Source organism: Alkalibacterium indicireducens (genome assembly GCF_039522005.1).
Classification (GTDB): Bacteria; Bacillota; Bacilli; order Lactobacillales; family Carnobacteriaceae_A; genus Alkalibacterium; species Alkalibacterium indicireducens.
In genome coordinates this window covers 1-19,858 of sequence record NZ_BAAADA010000083.1, presented here as the reverse complement: position 1 = coordinate 19,858, position 19,858 = coordinate 1, and the positions used below count along the sequence as shown (strand labels likewise).

The following is a 19,858-nucleotide window of genomic DNA, read 5'->3' as shown; positions in this document are numbered from 1 at the left end:
TTTTTTTATAAGCAAAATCACAGATGACACTGTGTCATAACACAAAGGAGCAGACCGTGTATATTAGACGAACAAAATGGGGGAGAAAAGCTGTCTTTCTCATTACAAAACAGTTGGACAGGCGCGATAATAATGAAGTGCCTTACTGGATGGTGTATACAGCACTATTTGCCGGATCTCTGATGGTCATAATGAACCAGACGGCAATAAAGACTGCTCTTCCGACTATGATAAATGATTTGAATGTGTCTCCTTCGATTGGTCAATGGACCGTTTCCGGTTACACACTGGTCAAAGGAATCATGGTGCCGATCACAGCGTTTGCCATGAACAAGTTCAGATCGAGGAACCTTTTCGTATTAATGATGATCATCTTCGGCGCTGGGTCATTTATAGCCGGAATTGGCATCAACTTTGCAGTTGTGCTTTTTGGTACGACCCTGCAGGGAGTCGGTGCTGGAATGGTCATTCCTCTTATGCAGACAATCATTCTAACTGTATCACCGCCTGAAAAACGGGGGAGCGCCCTGGGACTGATGGGAGTAGTTTTAGGACTGGGTCCTACACTAGGTCCTGCTTTAGGTGGATGGATTGTTGATACTTTGTCATGGCACTTTATCTTTTACGGTCTTTCTATTGGCTCGGCAGCAGTCATCCCTATATCTATCTTGACCCTGACAGATGTTCTACCTATGAGTGACCCGAGGATAGACTGGGTATCAATTAGACATTCTCTGATCGGATTCGGAATCCTTCTCTTTGGACTGTCGTTCATGGGTTCACAAGGATTCGATTCGATCGTAGCCTGGGTGTCGGTGGTTATCGGAAGTCTCTTTATTTATCTGTTTATCAGACGCAATCTTCACAGCCCCGAACCGATGCTGAATGTTTCCTTGTTTAAAAACAGGACCTTCAGCCTTGCAGTAATCATCACTATGCTGGGACTCATGGTTATTACAGGCATATCAAACGTCATGCCGATGTACATCCAGACTGTACTTGGTCGTTCGGCTACTCTGTCAGGCCTTATTCTCCTTCCTGGAGGAATGTTCAAAGCATTCATCTCGCCAGTAACCGGACGTATTTACGACAAGTACGGGGTAGCTAAGATTGCGCCTCTAGGGGGACTGGCCTTATTTGCTGGAACAGCTCTTTTAGTATTTGTCAAACAAGATACATCGATCTGGTATATTGTGGCTGTATATTTGCTGCTGTCCATAGGCTTTGGCGTTTTCAATATTCCGGTTACAACGGCTGGGATGAACGCTCTGCCCGATGATCAGATGGGGCACGGGACTTCTGCCCGGCAGACAGTGAGACAGATCGGCTCGAGTTTTGCCATTACACTCGTCTTTGCTTCAATGTCCATCGTCTCAGCCTTTGCAAATACACCAACTCTCGAAGCAGCTGAAGCAGGAGGAGCTAAGCCAAACTTGACAATTGAAGGAATTAGAGGCGGATTTGGTATGGTTACCGTCCTGGCTCTGGCTGCCTTTGTTCTTACTTTCTTCCTGAGAGAAAAAACAGTCAGACGAAAATAAAAAAGAACGTAAACACATGTGACTATCCGGAAGAGATAACCAATATGTGTTGACGTTCTTTGTTTTATTTCTGAAGTGAATTGACAATAATAGCAGCAGTTTCTTCAATTGACTTGGTGGCCACATTGATGACCTGGCAATTAAGCTTCTTATATAATTCATCAGCATATTTAATTTCTTTTCGAATACGATTTTTATCTGAATACGGCGTGTCCGGCTGCATGCCATATGAAATCATGCGCTCTCTTCGAATATTGGACAGCATCTCTTCATCATTAGTCAGGCCGACGATTTTATTTTAATCGACCTGCCATATTTCTTTAGGTAATGTAGATTCAGGAAGTAAGGGTAAGTTGGCCACTTTATAATTCTGATTTGCCAGAAAAATGCTGAGCGGAGTTTTTGATGTTCTAGAAATACCTAAAATGACAATATCAGCCTCAAGAAAACCTTTGGGATCTTTCCCGTCATCATACTTGACTGCAAATTCCAGTGCACCGATCCGGTAAAAATATTTGTCATCAAGTTTATGCTTGGCGCCTGGCTTATGCGTTGGCAGAGCATTAGACCGCAAAGTCAATTCATTGATCAGAGGATTGATCACGTCGAAACAGGTCAGACCATTTTCAAGACAAAAGTCTTCTATAATATCGACCAGTTCGGGGTTAACCAAGGTATGCAGAACGATAGCATCAATTTCTTTTGCACTTTCCAGGATAGTTTTCAGCTGATCTTCCTGTCTGATAAAAGGGAAGTTCTTCAGATCGAATGCTACTTCAGGAAACTGGGCTCTTGCCGCATAATATATATTGCTTGCTGTACCTCCTACAGAATCCGACAAAACAAAAACTGTTGCAGCGGGTTTTCCATTCATAATGATCAGTCCTTCCGAGAAGTTTATATATTCAGTATAATGCATTCGATCATAAAATTGTACAAAAAATGTTCCTTGAAAAATTAGACATTTCCGATATACTGAAAGATAGAAATTAGAAAAGGAAGCGATTCTGTTGACAGCTTTTGAACAAGCCGTTAGAACACTGAAACGGAATGGTTACAAGACGACAGGGAAAAGACAGCGAATACTGGAAATTCTATATAACAAAAAAAAGTATATGTCTGCTAAAGAAGTCCAGGATCACTTGAAAGAAATGTTCCCGGGCATAAGTCCTGACACTATTTACCGCAATCTTCACACATTTGTAGAATTGTCCGTTGTTGAAGAGACAGAACTGAACGGGGAAAAACTATTTCGTTCCAGCTGTGATGTACACGGACATCACCATCATTTTATCTGTACCGAATGCGGGCAGACGCGTGAACTTGAGATGTGCCCGATGGATATGTTCCAGGGGCAGCTACCAGGTTGTGAAGTCACATCTCATCGATTTGAATTGTTTGGAAAATGTGCAGACTGCTGTGTCGCCGTCTGATCATCAGAGTATAGTGAGTGAGAGTGTTTACATTTTGTCCATATTTAATTTTGGGCATGGTGTTGACGCTCTCTCTTTATTTGTATATAATGATTAATGAATTGTTATTATGTGCAAGTGCATAATCAACAGTTACATCATTTATTGATAGGGAAGACCAATTGTGACTAATATGATTTTACAAAGCAATAGGAACGCCCTGAACGTACGAGGGGAGGGGAACAACGTTGACTAAAACAGATATCAAAAAAGGTGAAAGTCTTGATGATGCTCTTCGTCGTTTCAAACGTTCCGTATCTAAAACGGGTACATTGAAAGAAGCCCGTAAACGTGAGTACTATGAAAAGCCTAGTGTTAAACGTAAAAAGAAATCTGAGGAAGCACGCAAGCGTAAATTCTAATAGAGCACCTATATTATTAAAGTTTATATCTCATATAGAAGGTGATTAGATGGCTCGTCTTGATGAATTGAATCAAGAGATGAAAATCGCGATGAAAGCAAAAGATAAAGAAAAGTTATCTACTATTCGTATGTTGAAATCTGCCTTACAGACCGAACAGATCAATAAGGGAGAAGAACTGACAGAAGAAGACGAATTGACCGTTCTTTCTCGTGAGAAAAAACAGCGTGTCGAATCTTTAAATGAGTTCAAAGCGGCCGGTCGTGATGACCTGGTTCTTAAACTCGAAAGAGAAATTGAAATCGTCGATGACTATTTGCCGGCTCAGTTAAGCGAAGAAGAAGTTCGTGAAATCGTGCAGGACACGGTCAAACAGACTGGCGCATCCTCAATGAAGGATATGGGAAAAGTCATGGGTGCTTTGATGCCTAAAGTAAAAGGTAAAGCTGACGGCAATCTGGTCAGCTCCATCGTCAAAGAAGAACTGAATAAATAATAGAAAGTACCGCAGCTGTGGGGACATCTCGTCTCCAGTCATCTGCGGTCTTTTTATAGCTGAAATATATACACATAGTTGTGGTCACACCTTATCTTGATGATATAAGTGTACTTATATGATTTTATCAGTGAAATTTTTTGCGCAAAATCGTTAGCTTTTCAACTCCAGCTGGACTCCTGTCCGAGTTCCGGTGCAATCGCCATAGCGCCTTAACTCAAATGGAAATCCTATCCGAGTTCCGGTGCAATCGCCATAGCGCCTTAACTCAATTGGAAACCCTGTCCGAGTTCCGGTGCAATCGCCATAGCGCCTTAACTCAAATGGAAATCCTGTCCGAGTTCCGGTGCAATCGCCATAGCCCCTTAACTCAAATGGAAATTCTGTCCGAGTTCCGGTGCAATCGCCATAGCGCCTTAACTCAAATGGAAATTCTGTCCGAGTTCCGATGCAATCGCGATAGCGCCTTAACTCAAATGGAAATCTTGTCCGAGTTCCGGTGCAATCCAAGTAGTGGCTCAGCACATAACTTCCAAAAAAACAGACCAACCATGTCATCAAAATCCCCCTCATATTGCAACACTTTTCACCAACTTTATAGAGATTTTAATGTTTTTATGCTATGATTTAATGGAATACCGTTAATAAGAAGGAGATGTCACCTGGTTGACTGAATCAATCGAAAAAAGACGTATAGAACTTGAAGATTCTGAGAGATTATTTACACTTTTTGGTCCTCAGAATAGTCATTTGAATTTAATAGAAGAAGAACTGGACGTATCGATCAATAGTCGAGGCACTCAAATGGACGTTCAAGGCACCCCTGAAGCAATCAGTCAGGTAGAAGCGCTGTTTGAACAGCTGCTGACTCTTGATGACAAAGGGATCAAAGTAAAAAAAGCAGATATTATTTCCGCTATCAGGATGGTTAAACAGGGAAAACTGTCTCAGTTTGTCAGAATGTACGAAGAAGAGATCACTAGAGATAAAGATGGTAAAGCGATTCGAGTGAAAAACGTCGGCCAGCGCGATTATGTCGAGTCGATCAAGAAGAACGATATCGTCTTCGGCATCGGTCCGGCCGGAACAGGAAAAACGTTCATTGCTGTTGCAATGGCAGTGGCCGCCATGAGAAAAGGGGATGTGAAACGTATTATCATTACCCGCCCGGCGGTTGAAGCTGGAGAGAATCTTGGATTTCTACCTGGAGATCTTAAGGAAAAAGTCGATCCGTATCTGAGACCACTGTATGATGCCTTGTATACCGTCTTTGGCACCGAACATACGAATCGTCTGATCGAAAGAGAAACGATCGAGGTCGCACCTCTGGCATACATGAGAGGCCGTACGCTGGATGATGCCTTCATTATTCTTGATGAGGCTCAGAATACGACTGTGCAGCAGATGAAAATGTTCCTGACTCGTCTGGGGTTCAATTCCAAGATGGTCATCAATGGAGACATCACCCAAGTCGATCTGCCGAGACGGACGACAAGCGGTCTGATCCATGCTGAACGTGTACTGACTGGAGTTAAAGGAATTGGTCATATCAAATTTGAAGCTGAAGATGTTATCAGACATCCACTGGTCGCAAAAGTGATCAGAGCTTACGACAATGAAACGGATAGGGAAGATTATGGAAACGATAATTTACGATGAAACAGATAAAATCACTGAAGATATGGCAGACTGTATCGAGGATCTGCTGAACGTTGCTGCAAAGAAATTATCTGTAGAGAAGAATGCAGAAGTGTCGATTACAGTGGTATCTAATGAAAAGATCAGAGAGATCAACAGAGAATACCGGGATAAAGATAAAGTGACTGATGTCATCAGTTTTGCAATTGAAGATGATGAAGATGATCTACTGAAAGAGTTCGATATGGAAGGCATCACCATTCCTAGAGATCTGGGAGATATATTCATATCATATGAGAAAGCGGTAGAACAGGCTGAAGAATACGGTCATTCTGTAGAAAGAGAGCTTGGTTTCCTGATGGTCCATGGTTTTCTTCACCTTAACGGGTACGATCATATGACAGACGAAGATGAAAAGAGAATGTTTGCACTACAAGAGGAGATATTGAAGGAATATGGTCTTAAAAGATAAGGAAGAACAAATCCCACAGAAAAACAGGGCCTATCGTGATTCGTTCAAGTTTGCTTTCATGGGTATCCGGACAGCCTTTCACGAGGAACGAAACATGCGTGTGCATGTTCTGACCGGTGTAGCCGTGCTGATGATTGGTCTTGTGCTGCCCATGACCAGAGCTGAATGGCTGTGGCTTATTCTAGTGTCTTACCTTGTTTTTGTAATGGAACTTATCAATACAGTAGTTGAAAATGTTGTAGACCTGGTTACAGAAGAGTACCATCCTATAGCAAAAAAAGTTAAGGACATGGCAGCAGCCGTCGTACTGGTGACTGCCTCCTTTGCAGCACTGGTCGGTGCAATCATACTGCTGCCAAAAATCTTACAAATACTGATGTGAAGAGGCGAATAATATGGATGAACAAAGAAGACAGACTTTAATTAAAGAAGCAACGGATATGCTCGATAAAGCATATGTCCCATATTCAAAATTTCCGGTAGGGGCCGCATTGTCTACTAAGGACGGACAAATTTTTACCGGCTGCAATATTGAAAATGCGTCTTACCCTCTTACGAACTGTGCGGAGCGCACGGCCATGTTTAAAGCAGTATCTGAGGGACAGAGGTCATTTGACTACTTAGTCGTGACAGGAAACACTGAAGGACCTATCTCACCATGCGGCGCATGCAGACAGGTGCTCGTTGAATTCTGTGAGCCGAATATGCCGGTTCTACTGACGAATAAAAAAGGAAAAGTGAAGGAAACAACAGTGTCGGAACTGCTGCCCGGAGCTTTTCAATCGGGGGATATGGTGTGACTAATACAAACGAAGAACAGTTTAAATCTGGTTTTGTCTCTCTAGTGGGACGACCAAATGTAGGAAAATCAACGCTCTTGAATCGGATGATCGGCCAGAAAATTGCCATTATGAGTGACAAAGCTCAGACTACACGAAACAAGGTGCAGGGCATCCTGACAACAAAATCTGATCAGATCGTATTTATTGACACGCCGGGTATTCACAAGCCGAAGCACCGTCTGGGTGACTTTATGGTAAAAACTGCCATGAGTACCTTCAATGAAGTGGACGTGGTCATGTTTTTAGTGAATGTAACCGAAAAAAGAGGACCGGGAGACGACTTTATCATCGACAAGCTGAAAACTGTCGAAAGCCCAGTATTTCTTGTGCTGAATAAAATCGATCAGATCCATCCGGATGAACTGCTGCCGATCATTGAAGACTATAACAGTCAGATGACTTTTGCGGAAATCGTACCCATATCAGCTACTGAAGGAAACAATGTTGATCGCCTGATGGAGACAGTAAGAAGCTATTTACCTGAAGGGCCACAGTTCTATCCTGAAGACCAGGTCAGTGATCACCCGGAATACTTTATTGTATCCGAACTGATTCGTGAAAAAGTTCTCGAAAGAACAAGAGAAGAAATTCCCCATTCGATTGCTGTTGTCGTTGACAGTATGCAGCGTGAAGATAATGAAAAAGTTGTCGTGAACGCTACGATCATTGTAGAAAGAAAATCCCAGAAAGGGATCATCATCGGCAAGCAGGGGAAAATGCTTAAAGATATTGGAATGAATGCCCGAAAAGACATCGAACGTCTGTTGGGGGATAAGATTTATCTTGATCTGTGGGTCAAAGTTCAGAATGACTGGCGTGACAAGCAGCAGCATCTGAACGATTACGGTTATAATAGAGACCAGTACTAATTAAGTTGATTAAGAAGGTGACCGAGTGTCTCAGTTAGAAGAAGTTGAAGGCCTAGTCCTGTCTGTCAGGAAGCACAGAGAACGGGATTACCTGGTCAAGCTGTTTACTGACCGATACGGAAAGCTCATGTTTTTTGTACGAGGGACAAAGAATCCTAACTTTAAACTGCGGTCTGCCATTCAGCCTTTTGCAAGAGCAAGTTTTATTGCAGATATCAGAAGCGAAGGGCTGAGCTTTATTCGGGATGCAAAAAATGTGCAGTCTTACACCTCTGTTCAGACAGATATTTTCAAGACGGCTTATGCGACCTATATCGCTCAACTCGCAGATGCAGCGCTTGAAGACCGTAAGGCAGACCCTCTTTTGTTTGAACAGCTTCTGACTGGAATGGATAAATTCGAAGAAGATTTTGATCCGGAAATCATCATGAATATTTTTGAAGTCCGTTTCCTAAGGTACTTTGGGGTCATGTCTGAGCTGAGAGGCTGTATCTTCTGCGGATTGACGGATGGACCGTTTGACTACTCAAGCAGACACCATGGGCTGCTGTGTCCAAAGCATTTTCATGAAGATGAACGGCGGCTGCATGCGTCTCCCAAGGCGATTCATTTCATTCGCCTGTTTTCTGTTGTATCGTTTGACAAGATTAATACTATATCTTTAAAGCAGGAGACTAAAACTGAGATTCAGAGAGTGATCGACATTCTCTATGACGAACTGGTCGGATTGAATCTTAAAAGCAAACGATTTATCAAAAAAATGCATCAGTGGGAGAATCTGCTTAAACGTGAGGAAGATTAAATGAATGAATGGATCGGACGGACAGCTATTATTATTCTGGCCTGGGTCGGGATTCTTTATCAGCAGGTCCAGATTAGACGTATTACTTTACCCCATCGACTGGCCAATCTGCTTGCGGAACATAAACTGAAAGTTAATGTAGCAAAAGAGAATTAGCATGCATTATCGAACAAGATTTGGTTTGACAATTTTAAAAGTTATTGTAAGATAGAATAATAAGTGAAGCACATTGATAGAAGGAGTAACGAGACTAGTCTTTAATAGCGACCATGGGGCGGTGTGAGCCATGGAAGACGGTCTGGTGAAAGGCATCTGGAGTGCAATGATATAAAGTGCTGACTCGTTTTACGGGTCAGAAATAGGGTGGAACCGCGAGAAGACTCGTCCCTATACTGATGGCTGTCTGTCAGTATAGAGCCGAGTTTTTTTATATGCATCACTAAAAAGGAGAGTCATATTATGGAAAAAACTAAAACATTTCAGGATATCATCCTGACTCTGCAGCAGTTCTGGTCAGATGAGGGCTGTATGCTCATGCAGGCATACGATACTGAAAAAGGAGCAGGAACAATGAGTCCTTATACCTTTCTCAGAGCAATTGGGCCAGAGCCTTGGAATGCGGCTTATGTTGAACCTTCACGTCGCCCGGCGGATGGGCGTTACGGTGAGAATCCAAATCGTCTGTATCAGCATCATCAGTTTCAGGTGGTCATGAAGCCTTCGCCTGAAAACATTCAGGAGATGTATCTGGACAGTCTCAGAACCCTAGGGATCGATCCACTGAAACATGACATCCGTTTCGTTGAAGACAACTGGGAAAACCCGTCTTTGGGGTGTGCAGGTCTGGGATGGGAAGTCTGGCTGGATGGCATGGAAGTGACACAGTTTACCTACTTCCAACAAGTCGGCGGCCTTGAAGTCGATGCTGTTACAAGTGAGTTGACATATGGGCTTGAACGACTGGCCTCATATATTCAGGATGTTGAAAATGTCTATGATATCGAATGGGCACCCGGAGTGAAATACGGGGAAATCTTCAAGCAACCGGAATACGAGCATTCTGCCTATTCCTTCGATCACAGTGATACGGCCTTTCTCTTCTCTCAGTTCCAAGCTTTCGAGAAGGAAGCACTGAAGCAAATTGAAAATAACCTGGCTCATCCGGCTTATGATTATGTATTGAAATGCAGTCACGCATTTAACTTGCTGGATGCCAGAGGGGCTGTCTCTGCAACTGACCGCCCGGATTATTTAAAAAGAATCCGCCATATGGCTAGACTCATTGCGAAGTCTTTCTTGCAGGAACGGGCAAAACTGTCATTCCCTCTAATTGGAGAAGCAGAGGCTGGAAAATGGATCGAAAAATATGGCGAAAAGGAGGACAAGTAAATGACTCATTCATTATTACTTGAAATCGGACTGGAAGATATGCCGGCGAAAGTAATTGTTCCGGCTGCTGAACAGCTTAAAGACAAAGTCAGTGTGCATTTTAAAGACCATGACATGTCATTTGATTCCATACAAGTATTCAATACACCTAGACGTCTGGCAGTTAAAATTGAAGGTCTGGCTGAAGGACAGAAAGATAAGACAGAATCTGTTAAAGGCCCGGCTAAACGCATCGCTCTGGATGACGAAGGCAACTGGACTAAAGCCGCGATTGGTTTCACTCGTGGCCAGCAGGCATCAATTGATGACATTACTTTTCAGACGATCAAAGGTGAAGAGTACGTCTTCGTAGAAAAACACATAAAAGGCTTATCTGCAGAAGAAGTCATACAGAAACTCGAAGGAGTGCTCCCGTCACTGTCGTTCCCAGTATCCATGAAGTGGGGCACGCACAGTTACCGTTACATCCGTCCAGTCCACTGGCTGACAGTTCTATTAGATGAGAAAGTTGTCGATATGACCTTGTTTGATGTACCTTCAGGTAGAGAGACTAGAGGTCACCGCTTCCTGGGACAGGCTGTTACCTTGAATCATGCGAATGACTACCAAGATAGCTTGAAGGAAGAGCATGTGCTCGTCGACCGTAATGAGCGTCAGGAACTGATCATCAGTCAGATTCAGGCTTTATGTACCCTCAACAACTGGAAAGATCCTCTGGATAACAAGGAACTGCTTGAAGAGGTAACAGACCTTGTCGAATATCCAACAGCGTTTTACGGCTCTTTCAGTGACGAGTATCTTGCTGTACCTGAAAATGTTCTGGAAACGGCAATGGCTGATCATCAGCGTTATTTCCCAGTCAGACTGGATGACGGTCAGGCCAAGTTTCTCCCTTATTTCATCGCGGTTAGAAACGGAAATGCTGAATATATCGAGCAGGTCAGAAAAGGAAATGAAAAAGTGCTGAGTGCACGTCTGGCAGATGCTGCTTTCTTTTACGATGAAGACAGGAAGCTGTCTATTGATGACTTTGTCAATAAACTGTCGACTGTATCTTTCCATGAAAAGTTGGGATCATTGTACGACAAGCAGGAACGTCTGACAGCTATTGCTCATCTGCTGGCTCCTTACTTCGACATGACTGACGAACAGATCGGTCTAATAGAACGTACCGGTATGATAGCCAAGTTTGACTTGGTCACGCAGACGGTCAACGAATTCACTTCTCTTCAGGGAGACATTGCAGGTATATTTGCTGCTGAAAGAGGGGAAGACAGGCAAATTGCTGCTGCGCTTTCCGAGCAGTATCTGCCTAAAAGTACAGACGGTAGAATGCCTGAAACGAAACTTGGCGCGCTCCTTTCCGCAGCTGACAAACTGGACTCTCTGCTGTCATTCTTTTCTGTCGATATGATTCCGTCCGGTTCTAATGACCCGTTTGCTTTAAGAAGACAGGCCATGGGAATTGTGAGAATCTTCAAGGCGTTCAATGTGTCTGTTCAGCTGGATAAGCTGATCAATGCAATTGCAGAAACGGTTATCTCTGTAGAAACTAAGGCTGCTTACATGCAGAATACACCTGTCGTGATCGACTTCATCAAAGACCGCGTGGACCAGTTGCTGTCAGGTGAAGAAGGACTGAGCGAGGATTATGATGTCCGTCAAGCGGTACTGGAATCTAATCAGACAGATATCCTTGCTCTCATTGATCATGCTGGCGTACTGGCTTATCAGAAAAAACAGCCTGGATTTAAAGCAGTGGTCGAATCTTTGACACGGGTATCCAACCTGGCTGAAAAAGCTGATGATGAATGTTCCATATCAACTGACCTCTTTGAAACACAGAGTGAGAAGAACTTATACGAAGCATTGCTGAAGGCTGAGGAGCTTATGTCAGAAGATTTAAATGCGGACCAGCAGTGGCAGGTTTTTGCTGAACTCCATCCAGTGATCGATGACTTCTTTGATCATACGATGGTGATGGCAGAAGATACATCTGTTCGAAACAATCGCCTGGCTCTGTTGAAAAGCATCGATGATCTTTCAAGTGGCTTTGCCCGTTTTGACAGACTGGTTATTAAATAATATAGGTTTCACAGAAGGCAGTAAGTGATGACGCTGCCTTCTTTCTGTTTATCAGTTTCAACAAAGAAGGAGACGAACCTTATGCTTAAACGATTTTTTTCTTACTACGCACCTTACAAAGCGCTGTTTACACTGGACTTTTCTGCAGCCATCATCGTAGCGATGCTTGAGCTGGCTTTTCCCATTATGGTCCAGCAAGTCGTAGATTCCATTCTGCCGACCGGAAACTGGTCTTTGATCATCATCGTTTCCATTGGCCTGTTTGGTGTCTATGCGATCAATACAATTCTACATTACGTGGTGACCTATTATGGACATAAGCTGGGTACGAATATTGAAACGGACATGCGTAGAGATCTTTACAACCACCTTCAGAAGCAGTCATTTTCTTATTTCGATAACCGTGAAACAGGTAAGCTGATCACACGTCTAACATCGGACTTATTTGAAATAGCGGAAGTTGCCCATCATGGACCGGAAGACATTTTTATTACTCTCTTCACATTGACCGGGGCCTTTATACTGATGATGACTGTCCATGTGCCTCTTGCAGTGATGACGTTCGTTTTAGTACCCTTCATTGCGCTGGCCGTTGCTTACTTCAACAAGCGGATGACACAAGTCAATACACGCATCTATGATGATCTGGCTGGTTTTAGTGCCGGAATCGAAGCGTCCGTCGGCGGGATCCGGGTCGTGCAGGCCTTTTCAAATGAGGATTATGAACTAGGACGGTTCCAGGAGCTGAACCAGGCTTATCGAAAATCGAAATATTTATTCTATAAAATGATGGCAGTTAGCCACTCCTACAATTATTTTCTCATGCGTCTGATCAGTCTGTTTGCACTTTTCTTCGGCGCTTACTTTACGATTCAAGGTGAAATCAGTTATGGCGATCTAGTGGCGTTTATTTTATTTGCTAATGTCTTTGTCAGACCAATTGAAAAGGTCAACACGATGATCGAAAGCTATCCGAAAGGCTTTGCCGGCTTCAAACGACTGCTTGAGGAAATGGGGATCAGACCGGAAGTTCAGAATTCTCCAGATGCAGTGGAAGTGGAGTCTCTAAAAGGAGATATTGTTTATTCAGACGTCTCGTTCAGCTACGAAGAGAATCAGTCAATTCTGAATGATATCAATCTGACAATAAAAGCGGGGGAAACCATTGCATTTGTTGGTCCGAGTGGTGCAGGTAAAACCACTATCTGTAATCTGCTTCCACGTTTTTATGACATTGACAGTGGAACGATAACTATCGACAGTTATTCGATAAAAGATATTACTTTGAATTCACTGAGAGAACAGATCGGCGTCGTTCAGCAGGATGTCTTCCTGTTCCCTGGAACAATCAAGGAGAACATTCTATATGGTAAACTGGATGCTACAGATGAAGAGGTGTATAATGCCGTCAGAATGGCGAATCTGGTTGATGTCGTGGAGCAGCTTCATAGAGGACTGGAGACAGTCATCGGAGAGAGGGGAGTTAAACTTTCTGGGGGACAGAAGCAGCGGCTTTCTATTGCCCGTATGTTTCTGAAGAACCCTCCGATTCTGATCCTGGACGAAGCAACATCTGCACTGGATACCGAAACGGAACAGGCTATTCAGGAAGCTTTGGATTCCTTATCAAAAGGTCGAACGACTCTGATCATCGCCCACCGTTTGGCTACCATCAAGAATGCTGATAGAATAGTAGTAGTTACATCAAAAGGCATTGAAGAACAAGGAAGCCACGATGAGCTGATTGCTCAGGAAGGGGCATACAAAGCCTTATATGATGCACAATTTTCTTAAAAAGCCATGCTTGGGAGTGAATGTTATGGAAGCCGATGAAAGAAGACGAGGAATCAGAGACTATCTGGAACAGTCAGAGGAAGCTGTTGTAGCCCGCACACTCGCCTCGAAATTTAATGTCAGTCGTCAGGTCATAGTTGGTGATATTGCTCTTCTTAGAGCTGCCGGTGCTGGAATCGTTTCTACCCCTAAAGGTTATATTATGCGCAGTCAGATCGATGAGGGGGTCAGCGAGGCAGTGGTATGCCAGCATTCTCCTGACGATACGAAAGAGGAACTCTATGCTATAGTCGATCTTGGCGGAGAAGTAATCGATGTGACTGTGGAACATCCGATATATGGCTTGCTGAAGGGGGATCTGAATATTTCCAGCAGACTCGAGGCAGATGAATTCATATCAAAAGTCCAGGACAATCCATCAGCACTGCTGAGCAGTCTGACAGAAGGCCTCCATATACACACGATTAAAGCTAAAAACGAGGACCGATTACAAAAAATAAAGAAAGTTTTAGAAAGTAAAGGCTTTCTTTACCAGTAAGTGTATTGACAATATCTATTGAATTGGTATACTTAACAGGTGTCATGACACCTGTATACATACTAATTTTAGGGGATGTTTATCATTAGAAAGACAAATACATTAAGACTGACCGTAACTGCCTTGCTGACCGCGATAGCTATTGCGATTCCGATGGTCATGCCTATTAAAGTTCTAATCGAACCGGCTTCCTTTACCTTAGCCAGTCACGTTCCGATTTTCTTTGCCATGTTCTTGTCACCAGCAATTGCATCAGCCGTGTCATTAGGTTCGGCTGTCGGCTTTTTACTGGCAGGTTTTCCAATAGTTATTACGATGCGTGCCATGAGTCATGTTGTATTCGCATTGGTCGGAGCGCTGTATCTTCGCGGGAAAAGAGAAGGGCTTTTAAGTTCTCCGGTCAAAAGCGTGTTCTTCTCTTTCTGGATCGCACTAGTACATGCTCTGGCTGAAGTCCTTGTTGTTTCCGTATTCTTCTTTGGTCTTGCACGGGGCGGAACCTACCAGGACGGCTTTTTCTATGCAGTATTTATGCTTGTCGGTGTAGGTACCGTCATTCATAGTATGGTGGATTTCTTTATCGCCCAAGTTGTATGGAAGAGTTTAGGCAAACGAATGAATCAGATTGCTGTAAAAGTCAGCTGATACAGATGATTGAATAACAGTTAATGATCGTTGGAGGATCTGTTTACAGATTTTATTCGACGATCATTTTTTGTCTCTAATATTACAGATCTTCTGATACTGAAATAAGAGGGTTGGGCGATAGTTTATGGATTAGAGTACAATGATCGATTAAATCCCGAACTTTATTTTAATTAAGGTAGAATCCATTTTAGTGGAGAAGGTCTGATTTAAACTATACTCTACTGGAAATGGGTGCAGTCCACACACTGTAATCGTATGTAAACTGCATTATCAGGCCTTAGGATGTACTTTAGTGCCATATATGGACGTAACCTTCAATGCTGGAGATACTATCTTGTTTGTGACAATAGAAATTTTTATTTTGTATCTCTACTTGACGATTTAGAATTGGAAACGATTAGGTTTTCCTTTTACAACGTGCTTACATTTACAATTTCACATTGTTTTGGTATACTTATGTTTGATTATTATAGGGGTAGTGTGTCTATCCATTAAAAGACTTTTTTGTCGAAGGGGGATGGCTAGTGAGCAGGATTCCAGAAGAAACCATTCAGTCGATCCGGGAGAAGACTGATATTGTTCAGATTATTTCCCAGTATCTGCAGTTAAGGAAGTCAGGGCAGAACTATTTTGCATCCTGTCCGTTCCACGATGACAAGACGCCTTCATTTTCTGTCAGTGAGAAGAAGCAGATCTATCATTGCTTCAGCTGTGGAAGAGGCGGGAATGTCTTCAGCTTCCTCCAGGAAATGGAAGGCTTGTCTTTTGTTGAAGCGGTAGGGAAAACTGCTGAGCTGGCTGATGTGCCGATCGATTTCACTCTGATTGACCGAGCAAGGGAGTCAGCTCCAGATCCGGATTCGATGCAGGCAAAGTTACTGGCTGTCTACGAAAAAGCGGAGTATTTTTATCATCACCTGCTCGTTAATACGCAGACGGGTGAAGAAGCTTACCGTTACCTTCTTGATAGAGGAATGACTAAGGAGAGCATCGAGACCTTTAAAATCGGGTTTTCTCCTCCTAAAAGAGAAGCACTGAAACTATATCTCGATAATGAAGGATTGAACGATCCGGAGCTATTGAAAAAATCCGGTCTGTTTTCTGACCGGGATGATGCTGTTTTTCTTGACCGCTTTTCCAACCGGATTCTGTTCCCAATAAATAATGCAAAAGGGCAGACGGTCGCATTTTCTGGTCGTGCCTTTATGGAGCAGTCCGGCAATTACCGGACTGCCAAATATATGAACAGCCCGGAAACAGATCTGTTCAATAAACGACGGGTGCTGTTCAATTACGATAAAGCCCGTGCATCGATCCGCCGCGAAAATGAAGTCATTCTTTTTGAAGGGTTTATGGATGTCATATCAGCCTGGCAGGCGGGAGTCAAAAACGGGATCGCGTCGATGGGAACAAGTCTGACAGAAGAACAGATCTCCCAACTTGATAAAGTGACCGATCATGTGGTCATTGCTTATGATGGGGATGATGCCGGACTTGAAGCAACTAAGCGGGCGACAGATTTCATCAGCAAGGATACACATTTTACCATGGAGATAGCGACCTTTCCTGAGAAACTTGATCCGGATGATTATATTCAGACCAAAGGAATAGAAGCTTTTCAGGATTTTCTGAAACATGGCCGAGACACTCTGATGAGTTTCCTTATGGCTTACCACCGCAAAGGTCTCAATTTGAAAAATGAAAGTGAACGTCTGAAATATATTGAAATTGTGCTGAAAGAACTGGCTCGAGTGACCTCTGCAATTGAACGGGAACTCTATCTTAAACAGCTTCAGGACGAATTCGATCTGTCTCTTGAGACATTGAAGGAACAGATGCATACCTTTGTGATCGAACAGCAGAACGAGCGTCGGGCTGAAAAGCGTAAAGAAGCAAGACAGGACACTTCACCGGAGCCGGTCCAGTCTATCGTGTTTCACCGGAACCAGCCGAAAGAAACAGCGCTGACCCGGGCCGAAAAAAATCTTCTCCATCGTCTGTTTACTCTGGATGAAACTTGGACGATCCTGAATAGTCAGGATAAAGAGCTGTCATTTTCAGATCAGGATCATCAGGTGCTCTATCTGTTGTATGATGAGTTTCATCATACTCATGAAGACACGTCTCTGCAGTCGTTTCTTGACTTCCTTCCAGATGAACGTCTGAAAAGCAAGGCATCAGAAATTGCCTGGATATCTCTGAGTGAAGAAATAGCTCGTGGTGAAATTGAGGACTACTTGTCTGTGATCTGTGACAGGCAGCCGCTTGAAACCAGACTTCAGTCAAAAAAAGAAGAGCTGAAACTGGCTGAAAGAAACGGAGATAAACAGAAGCAGCAAGCACTAAGTTTTGAAATCATAAATATAATTAAACAAATGAAAAGTAATTAACGATTAATCAGGAGGCATGTCAGTATATGGCAAAATCTAATAAAAAATCTACCCAACAGCCTGAAGAAAAGTATGAACTTGCGGTTGTCCAGTTTATCAAGGAAATCAAGAAGAAAAAGGAGCAGACAGTGTCTTACGTCGAATTGACGGACAAGCTTGCGGAACCTTTTGAACTTGAAAAAGAACAAATGGAAGATCTGATCCAGAAGTTTGAAGATGAAGGAATCGGCGTCGTCGATGAAGATGGGAACCCACTGGCTAAGCAGCTGAACAAAGAAGAAGATGCGGCTGAAGAAGCTAAAAAAGAAGAAATGATTGCCCCTCCTGGAGTTAAAATAAATGACCCTGTCCGCATGTACCTGAAAGAAATCGGGCGCGTAGACCTGCTTAGTGCCAAAGAAGAGATTGCACTGGCCAAACGTATCGAAGAAGGTGACACGATCGCCAAGCAGGAACTGGCTGAGGCCAACTTGAGACTGGTTGTATCTATTGCTAAACGTTATGTTGGTAGAGGCATGAGTTTCCTTGACCTGATTCAGGAAGGGAACATGGGACTTATGAAGGCTGTAGAGAAGTTTGACTATGAAAAAGGATTCAAATTCTCTACGTACGCGACATGGTGGATTCGTCAGGCTATCACTCGTGCAATTGCCGACCAGGCTCGTACGATCCGTATTCCGGTTCATATGGTCGAAACCATCAATAAGCTAGTTCGTATCCAGCGTCAGCTGCTGCAGGACCTTGGAAGAGAACCGACACCAGAAGAAATCGGTGCTGAAATGGACTTGCCTACTGAAAAAGTACGCGACATTCTAAAAATTTCACAGGAGCCAGTCTCTCTGGAAACGCCGATCGGTGAGGAAGATGATTCACATCTGGGCGATTTCATTGAAGATAATGATGCAACCAGTCCGGCTGACAATGCAGCTTATGAACTCTTGAAGAGTGAGCTGGAAGATGTGCTCGACACACTGACTGACCGTGAAGAAAACGTGCTGCGTCTGCGTTTCGGTCTAGACGACGGACGTCAGCGTACTTTGGAAGATGTTGGTAAAGTCTTTGGCGTAACGAGAGAACGTATCCGTCAGATCGAAGCTAAAGCTTTGAGAAAACTGCGCCACCCGAGTCGTTCAAAACAGCTGAAAGACTTTTTGGAGTAGAAACGATGTGATGTGCTGGCAGAGAGAAGCGAAAAAGACTGTAAAGGTAAAGTTCTTGTCGCTTTTCTTTGCATTCCTGTCACATTTTTGTTATACTAATTTCTGGCTTGTTCAGTAATGACGTATGCTAGTTAGTTAAAATATAATCCTGGAAGGTGAAAATCAGATGAAATTATCAGCAGTTAAACGTACAGAAACAGGAACATCCGCTTCAAGAAAAGCGAGAAACGAAGGTAAGATCCCTGCAGCAATCTACGGAAAAGAAGTTGAGACAATCTCAGTACTGATCAACCGTAAAGAATTCGAAAACACGATCCGCGAAGTAGGATACAACGGTGTATTCGATATCGATGTTGAAGGTGACACATACCAGGTATTCGTAAAAGATCAGGACAATGCTGCTCTTAAACCAGAAGTATACCACGTTGATCTTCTAGCATTCACAAAAGGGCAGAAAGTTACTATGTCTATTCCGGTTCACATTTCCGGCGCAGAAGAAATCAAAGAAGGTATCGTATCTCAGTCAATTTCTGAACTGGAAGTCAACATTGCACCAGCAGAAGCTCCTTCAGAATACGTTGTAGACGTATCTGAACTGAAAATCGGCGATACAGTTCACGTATCTGACATCAAAGTTGGAGACGAAGCTCAACTGCTTACTGACGACAGCCTGACAGTTGTATCTGTATCAGCTCCAGAAGCAGTTGAGGAAGAAACGACTGAAACAACTGAAGATATGCCTGAACCAGAAGTTATCGGTGAATCAAAAGACGAAGACGCAGAATAAGTATAGACTGAGTTAATAAGTTGTAAAGTTGTTTAATCTGTGGCAGTCCATTTCCACTCTTTAAGGGTGGTATGGGCTGTTTTTTGATGTCCTTTGTCTAGTTAAATTTTTATAAATCCTAAAGTGACATAAGGTCTATTATTGGTCAATTCATCCGATTATTCCTATAATAATATTTGATGGTTAATCTAAGCTAGAAATTTTATAGGAGAGATAGCATGGATAAAAATAATCAGACAGTAATCGGCACCTATGACAATCGGATGATGCGTTGAAAATCATCAGTCAGCTGCAGAACGAAGGGGATCAGAAACAGGATATAATTCTTTACTCAAATAACTCGACTGGCGTAGGAGACCATGATGCGAAAGAAATGTATTGATTAAGAAACCGTAAATAAAGATCACCCTAATGCATGATCAACTACTTTTATGAGAACCCCCGGAAACCCACTATAAGTCATCCGGGGGTTTTCTCTGTATTAATTCCTGTTAAATTTATTCCTATGTGTAAAATAGTTGTCGGAAAGTAAAATAGTAGGGCAAGAAATTAAAGTAGACAAAAAGAAAGAAG

At 43.0% G+C, this 19,858-nt stretch carries 19 protein-coding genes and 1 pseudogene; 19 read left to right on the top strand and 1 reads right to left on the bottom strand.

Annotation, left to right across the window (positions count from 1 at the left end):
* The first annotated feature begins 56 nt into the window (after nt 1-56).
* Nucleotides 57-1,541, top strand: a complete 1,485-nt coding sequence (locus ABFX15_RS05275) for an MDR family MFS transporter (protein WP_346024437.1) — start codon at nt 57-59, stop codon at nt 1,539-1,541.
* 64 nt (nt 1,542-1,605) lie between these two features.
* On the opposite strand, the pseudogene ABFX15_RS05270 reads toward ABFX15_RS05275, so the two are convergent.
* A pseudogene (locus ABFX15_RS05270) lies at nt 1,606-2,415 on the bottom strand (pyruvate, water dikinase regulatory protein).
* 136 nt (nt 2,416-2,551) lie between these two features.
* Here ABFX15_RS05270 and ABFX15_RS05265 point away from each other — a divergent pair.
* From ABFX15_RS05265 to ABFX15_RS05180, 18 genes are all read left to right on the top strand, one after another.
* Complete coding sequence (locus ABFX15_RS05265) at nt 2,552-2,974, top strand: Fur family transcriptional regulator (RefSeq protein ID WP_346024436.1); 423 nt, start codon at nt 2,552-2,554, stop codon at nt 2,972-2,974.
* A 227-nt stretch (nt 2,975-3,201) separates the two neighbouring features.
* The gene (gene rpsU, locus ABFX15_RS05260) at nt 3,202-3,375 is read left to right on the top strand and encodes a 30S ribosomal protein S21 (protein WP_091263960.1); all 174 of its coding nucleotides are present in this window, start codon (nt 3,202-3,204) and stop codon (nt 3,373-3,375) included.
* Nucleotides 3,376-3,424: 49 nt separating this feature from the next.
* A complete protein-coding gene (locus tag ABFX15_RS05255; RefSeq protein ID WP_346024435.1) occupies nt 3,425-3,871 on the top strand; it encodes a GatB/YqeY domain-containing protein in 447 nt (148 codons plus the stop codon).
* A gap of 666 nt (nt 3,872-4,537) precedes the next feature.
* Nucleotides 4,538-5,530, top strand: a complete 993-nt coding sequence (locus ABFX15_RS05250) for a PhoH family protein (protein ID WP_346024434.1) — start codon at nt 4,538-4,540, stop codon at nt 5,528-5,530.
* On the top strand, nt 5,508-5,981 hold the full coding sequence (gene ybeY / locus ABFX15_RS05245) for an rRNA maturation RNase YbeY (RefSeq protein WP_346024433.1): 474 nt from the start codon (nt 5,508-5,510) through the stop codon (nt 5,979-5,981). Before ABFX15_RS05250 ends, ybeY begins: the two co-directional genes overlap by 23 nt.
* The gene (locus ABFX15_RS05240) at nt 5,965-6,363 is read left to right on the top strand and encodes a diacylglycerol kinase family protein (protein ID WP_346024432.1); all 399 of its coding nucleotides are present in this window, start codon (nt 5,965-5,967) and stop codon (nt 6,361-6,363) included. The genes ybeY and ABFX15_RS05240 overlap by 17 nt, the downstream gene beginning before the upstream one ends.
* Before the next feature lie 13 nt (nt 6,364-6,376).
* Nucleotides 6,377-6,781: a cytidine deaminase gene (locus ABFX15_RS05235; protein WP_346024431.1), complete on the top strand. Its 405-nt coding sequence runs from the start codon at nt 6,377-6,379 to the stop codon at nt 6,779-6,781.
* Nucleotides 6,778-7,692 (top strand): GTPase Era, encoded by a 915-nt coding sequence (era, locus tag ABFX15_RS05230; RefSeq protein WP_346024430.1) that lies wholly within the window; start codon nt 6,778-6,780, stop codon nt 7,690-7,692. Before ABFX15_RS05235 ends, era begins: the two co-directional genes overlap by 4 nt.
* 25 nt (nt 7,693-7,717) lie before the next feature.
* On the top strand, nt 7,718-8,494 hold the full coding sequence (gene recO / locus ABFX15_RS05225; protein WP_346024429.1) for a DNA repair protein RecO: 777 nt from the start codon (nt 7,718-7,720) through the stop codon (nt 8,492-8,494).
* Nucleotides 8,495-8,650, top strand: a complete 156-nt coding sequence (locus ABFX15_RS05220; protein ID WP_346024428.1) for a hypothetical protein — start codon at nt 8,495-8,497, stop codon at nt 8,648-8,650.
* A 303-nt stretch (nt 8,651-8,953) separates the two neighbouring features.
* Nucleotides 8,954-9,883, top strand: a complete 930-nt coding sequence (glyQ, locus tag ABFX15_RS05215; RefSeq protein ID WP_346024427.1) for a glycine--tRNA ligase subunit alpha — start codon at nt 8,954-8,956, stop codon at nt 9,881-9,883.
* Nucleotides 9,884-11,968, top strand: coding sequence for a glycine--tRNA ligase subunit beta (gene glyS / locus ABFX15_RS05210; protein WP_346024426.1), 2,085 nt, complete (start codon nt 9,884-9,886; stop codon nt 11,966-11,968).
* Between the two features lie 81 nt (nt 11,969-12,049).
* A complete protein-coding gene (locus ABFX15_RS05205) occupies nt 12,050-13,762 on the top strand; it encodes an ABC transporter ATP-binding protein (protein WP_346024425.1) in 1,713 nt (570 codons plus the stop codon).
* Nucleotides 13,763-13,787: 25 nt separating this feature from the next.
* Nucleotides 13,788-14,300, top strand: coding sequence for a transcription repressor NadR (locus tag ABFX15_RS05200; RefSeq protein WP_346024424.1), 513 nt, complete (start codon nt 13,788-13,790; stop codon nt 14,298-14,300).
* Nucleotides 14,301-14,375: 75 nt separating this feature from the next.
* A complete protein-coding gene (locus ABFX15_RS05195) occupies nt 14,376-14,945 on the top strand; it encodes a hypothetical protein (protein ID WP_346024423.1) in 570 nt (189 codons plus the stop codon).
* Between the two features lie 527 nt (nt 14,946-15,472).
* A complete protein-coding gene (gene dnaG, locus ABFX15_RS05190) occupies nt 15,473-17,338 on the top strand; it encodes a DNA primase (protein ID WP_346024422.1) in 1,866 nt (621 codons plus the stop codon).
* 26 nt (nt 17,339-17,364) lie between these two features.
* Nucleotides 17,365-18,498 (top strand): RNA polymerase sigma factor RpoD, encoded by a 1,134-nt coding sequence (gene rpoD / locus ABFX15_RS05185; RefSeq protein ID WP_346024421.1) that lies wholly within the window; start codon nt 17,365-17,367, stop codon nt 18,496-18,498.
* A 166-nt stretch (nt 18,499-18,664) separates the two neighbouring features.
* A complete protein-coding gene (locus ABFX15_RS05180; RefSeq protein WP_346024420.1) occupies nt 18,665-19,285 on the top strand; it encodes a 50S ribosomal protein L25 in 621 nt (206 codons plus the stop codon).
* Nucleotides 19,286-19,858 lie beyond the last annotated feature (573 nt).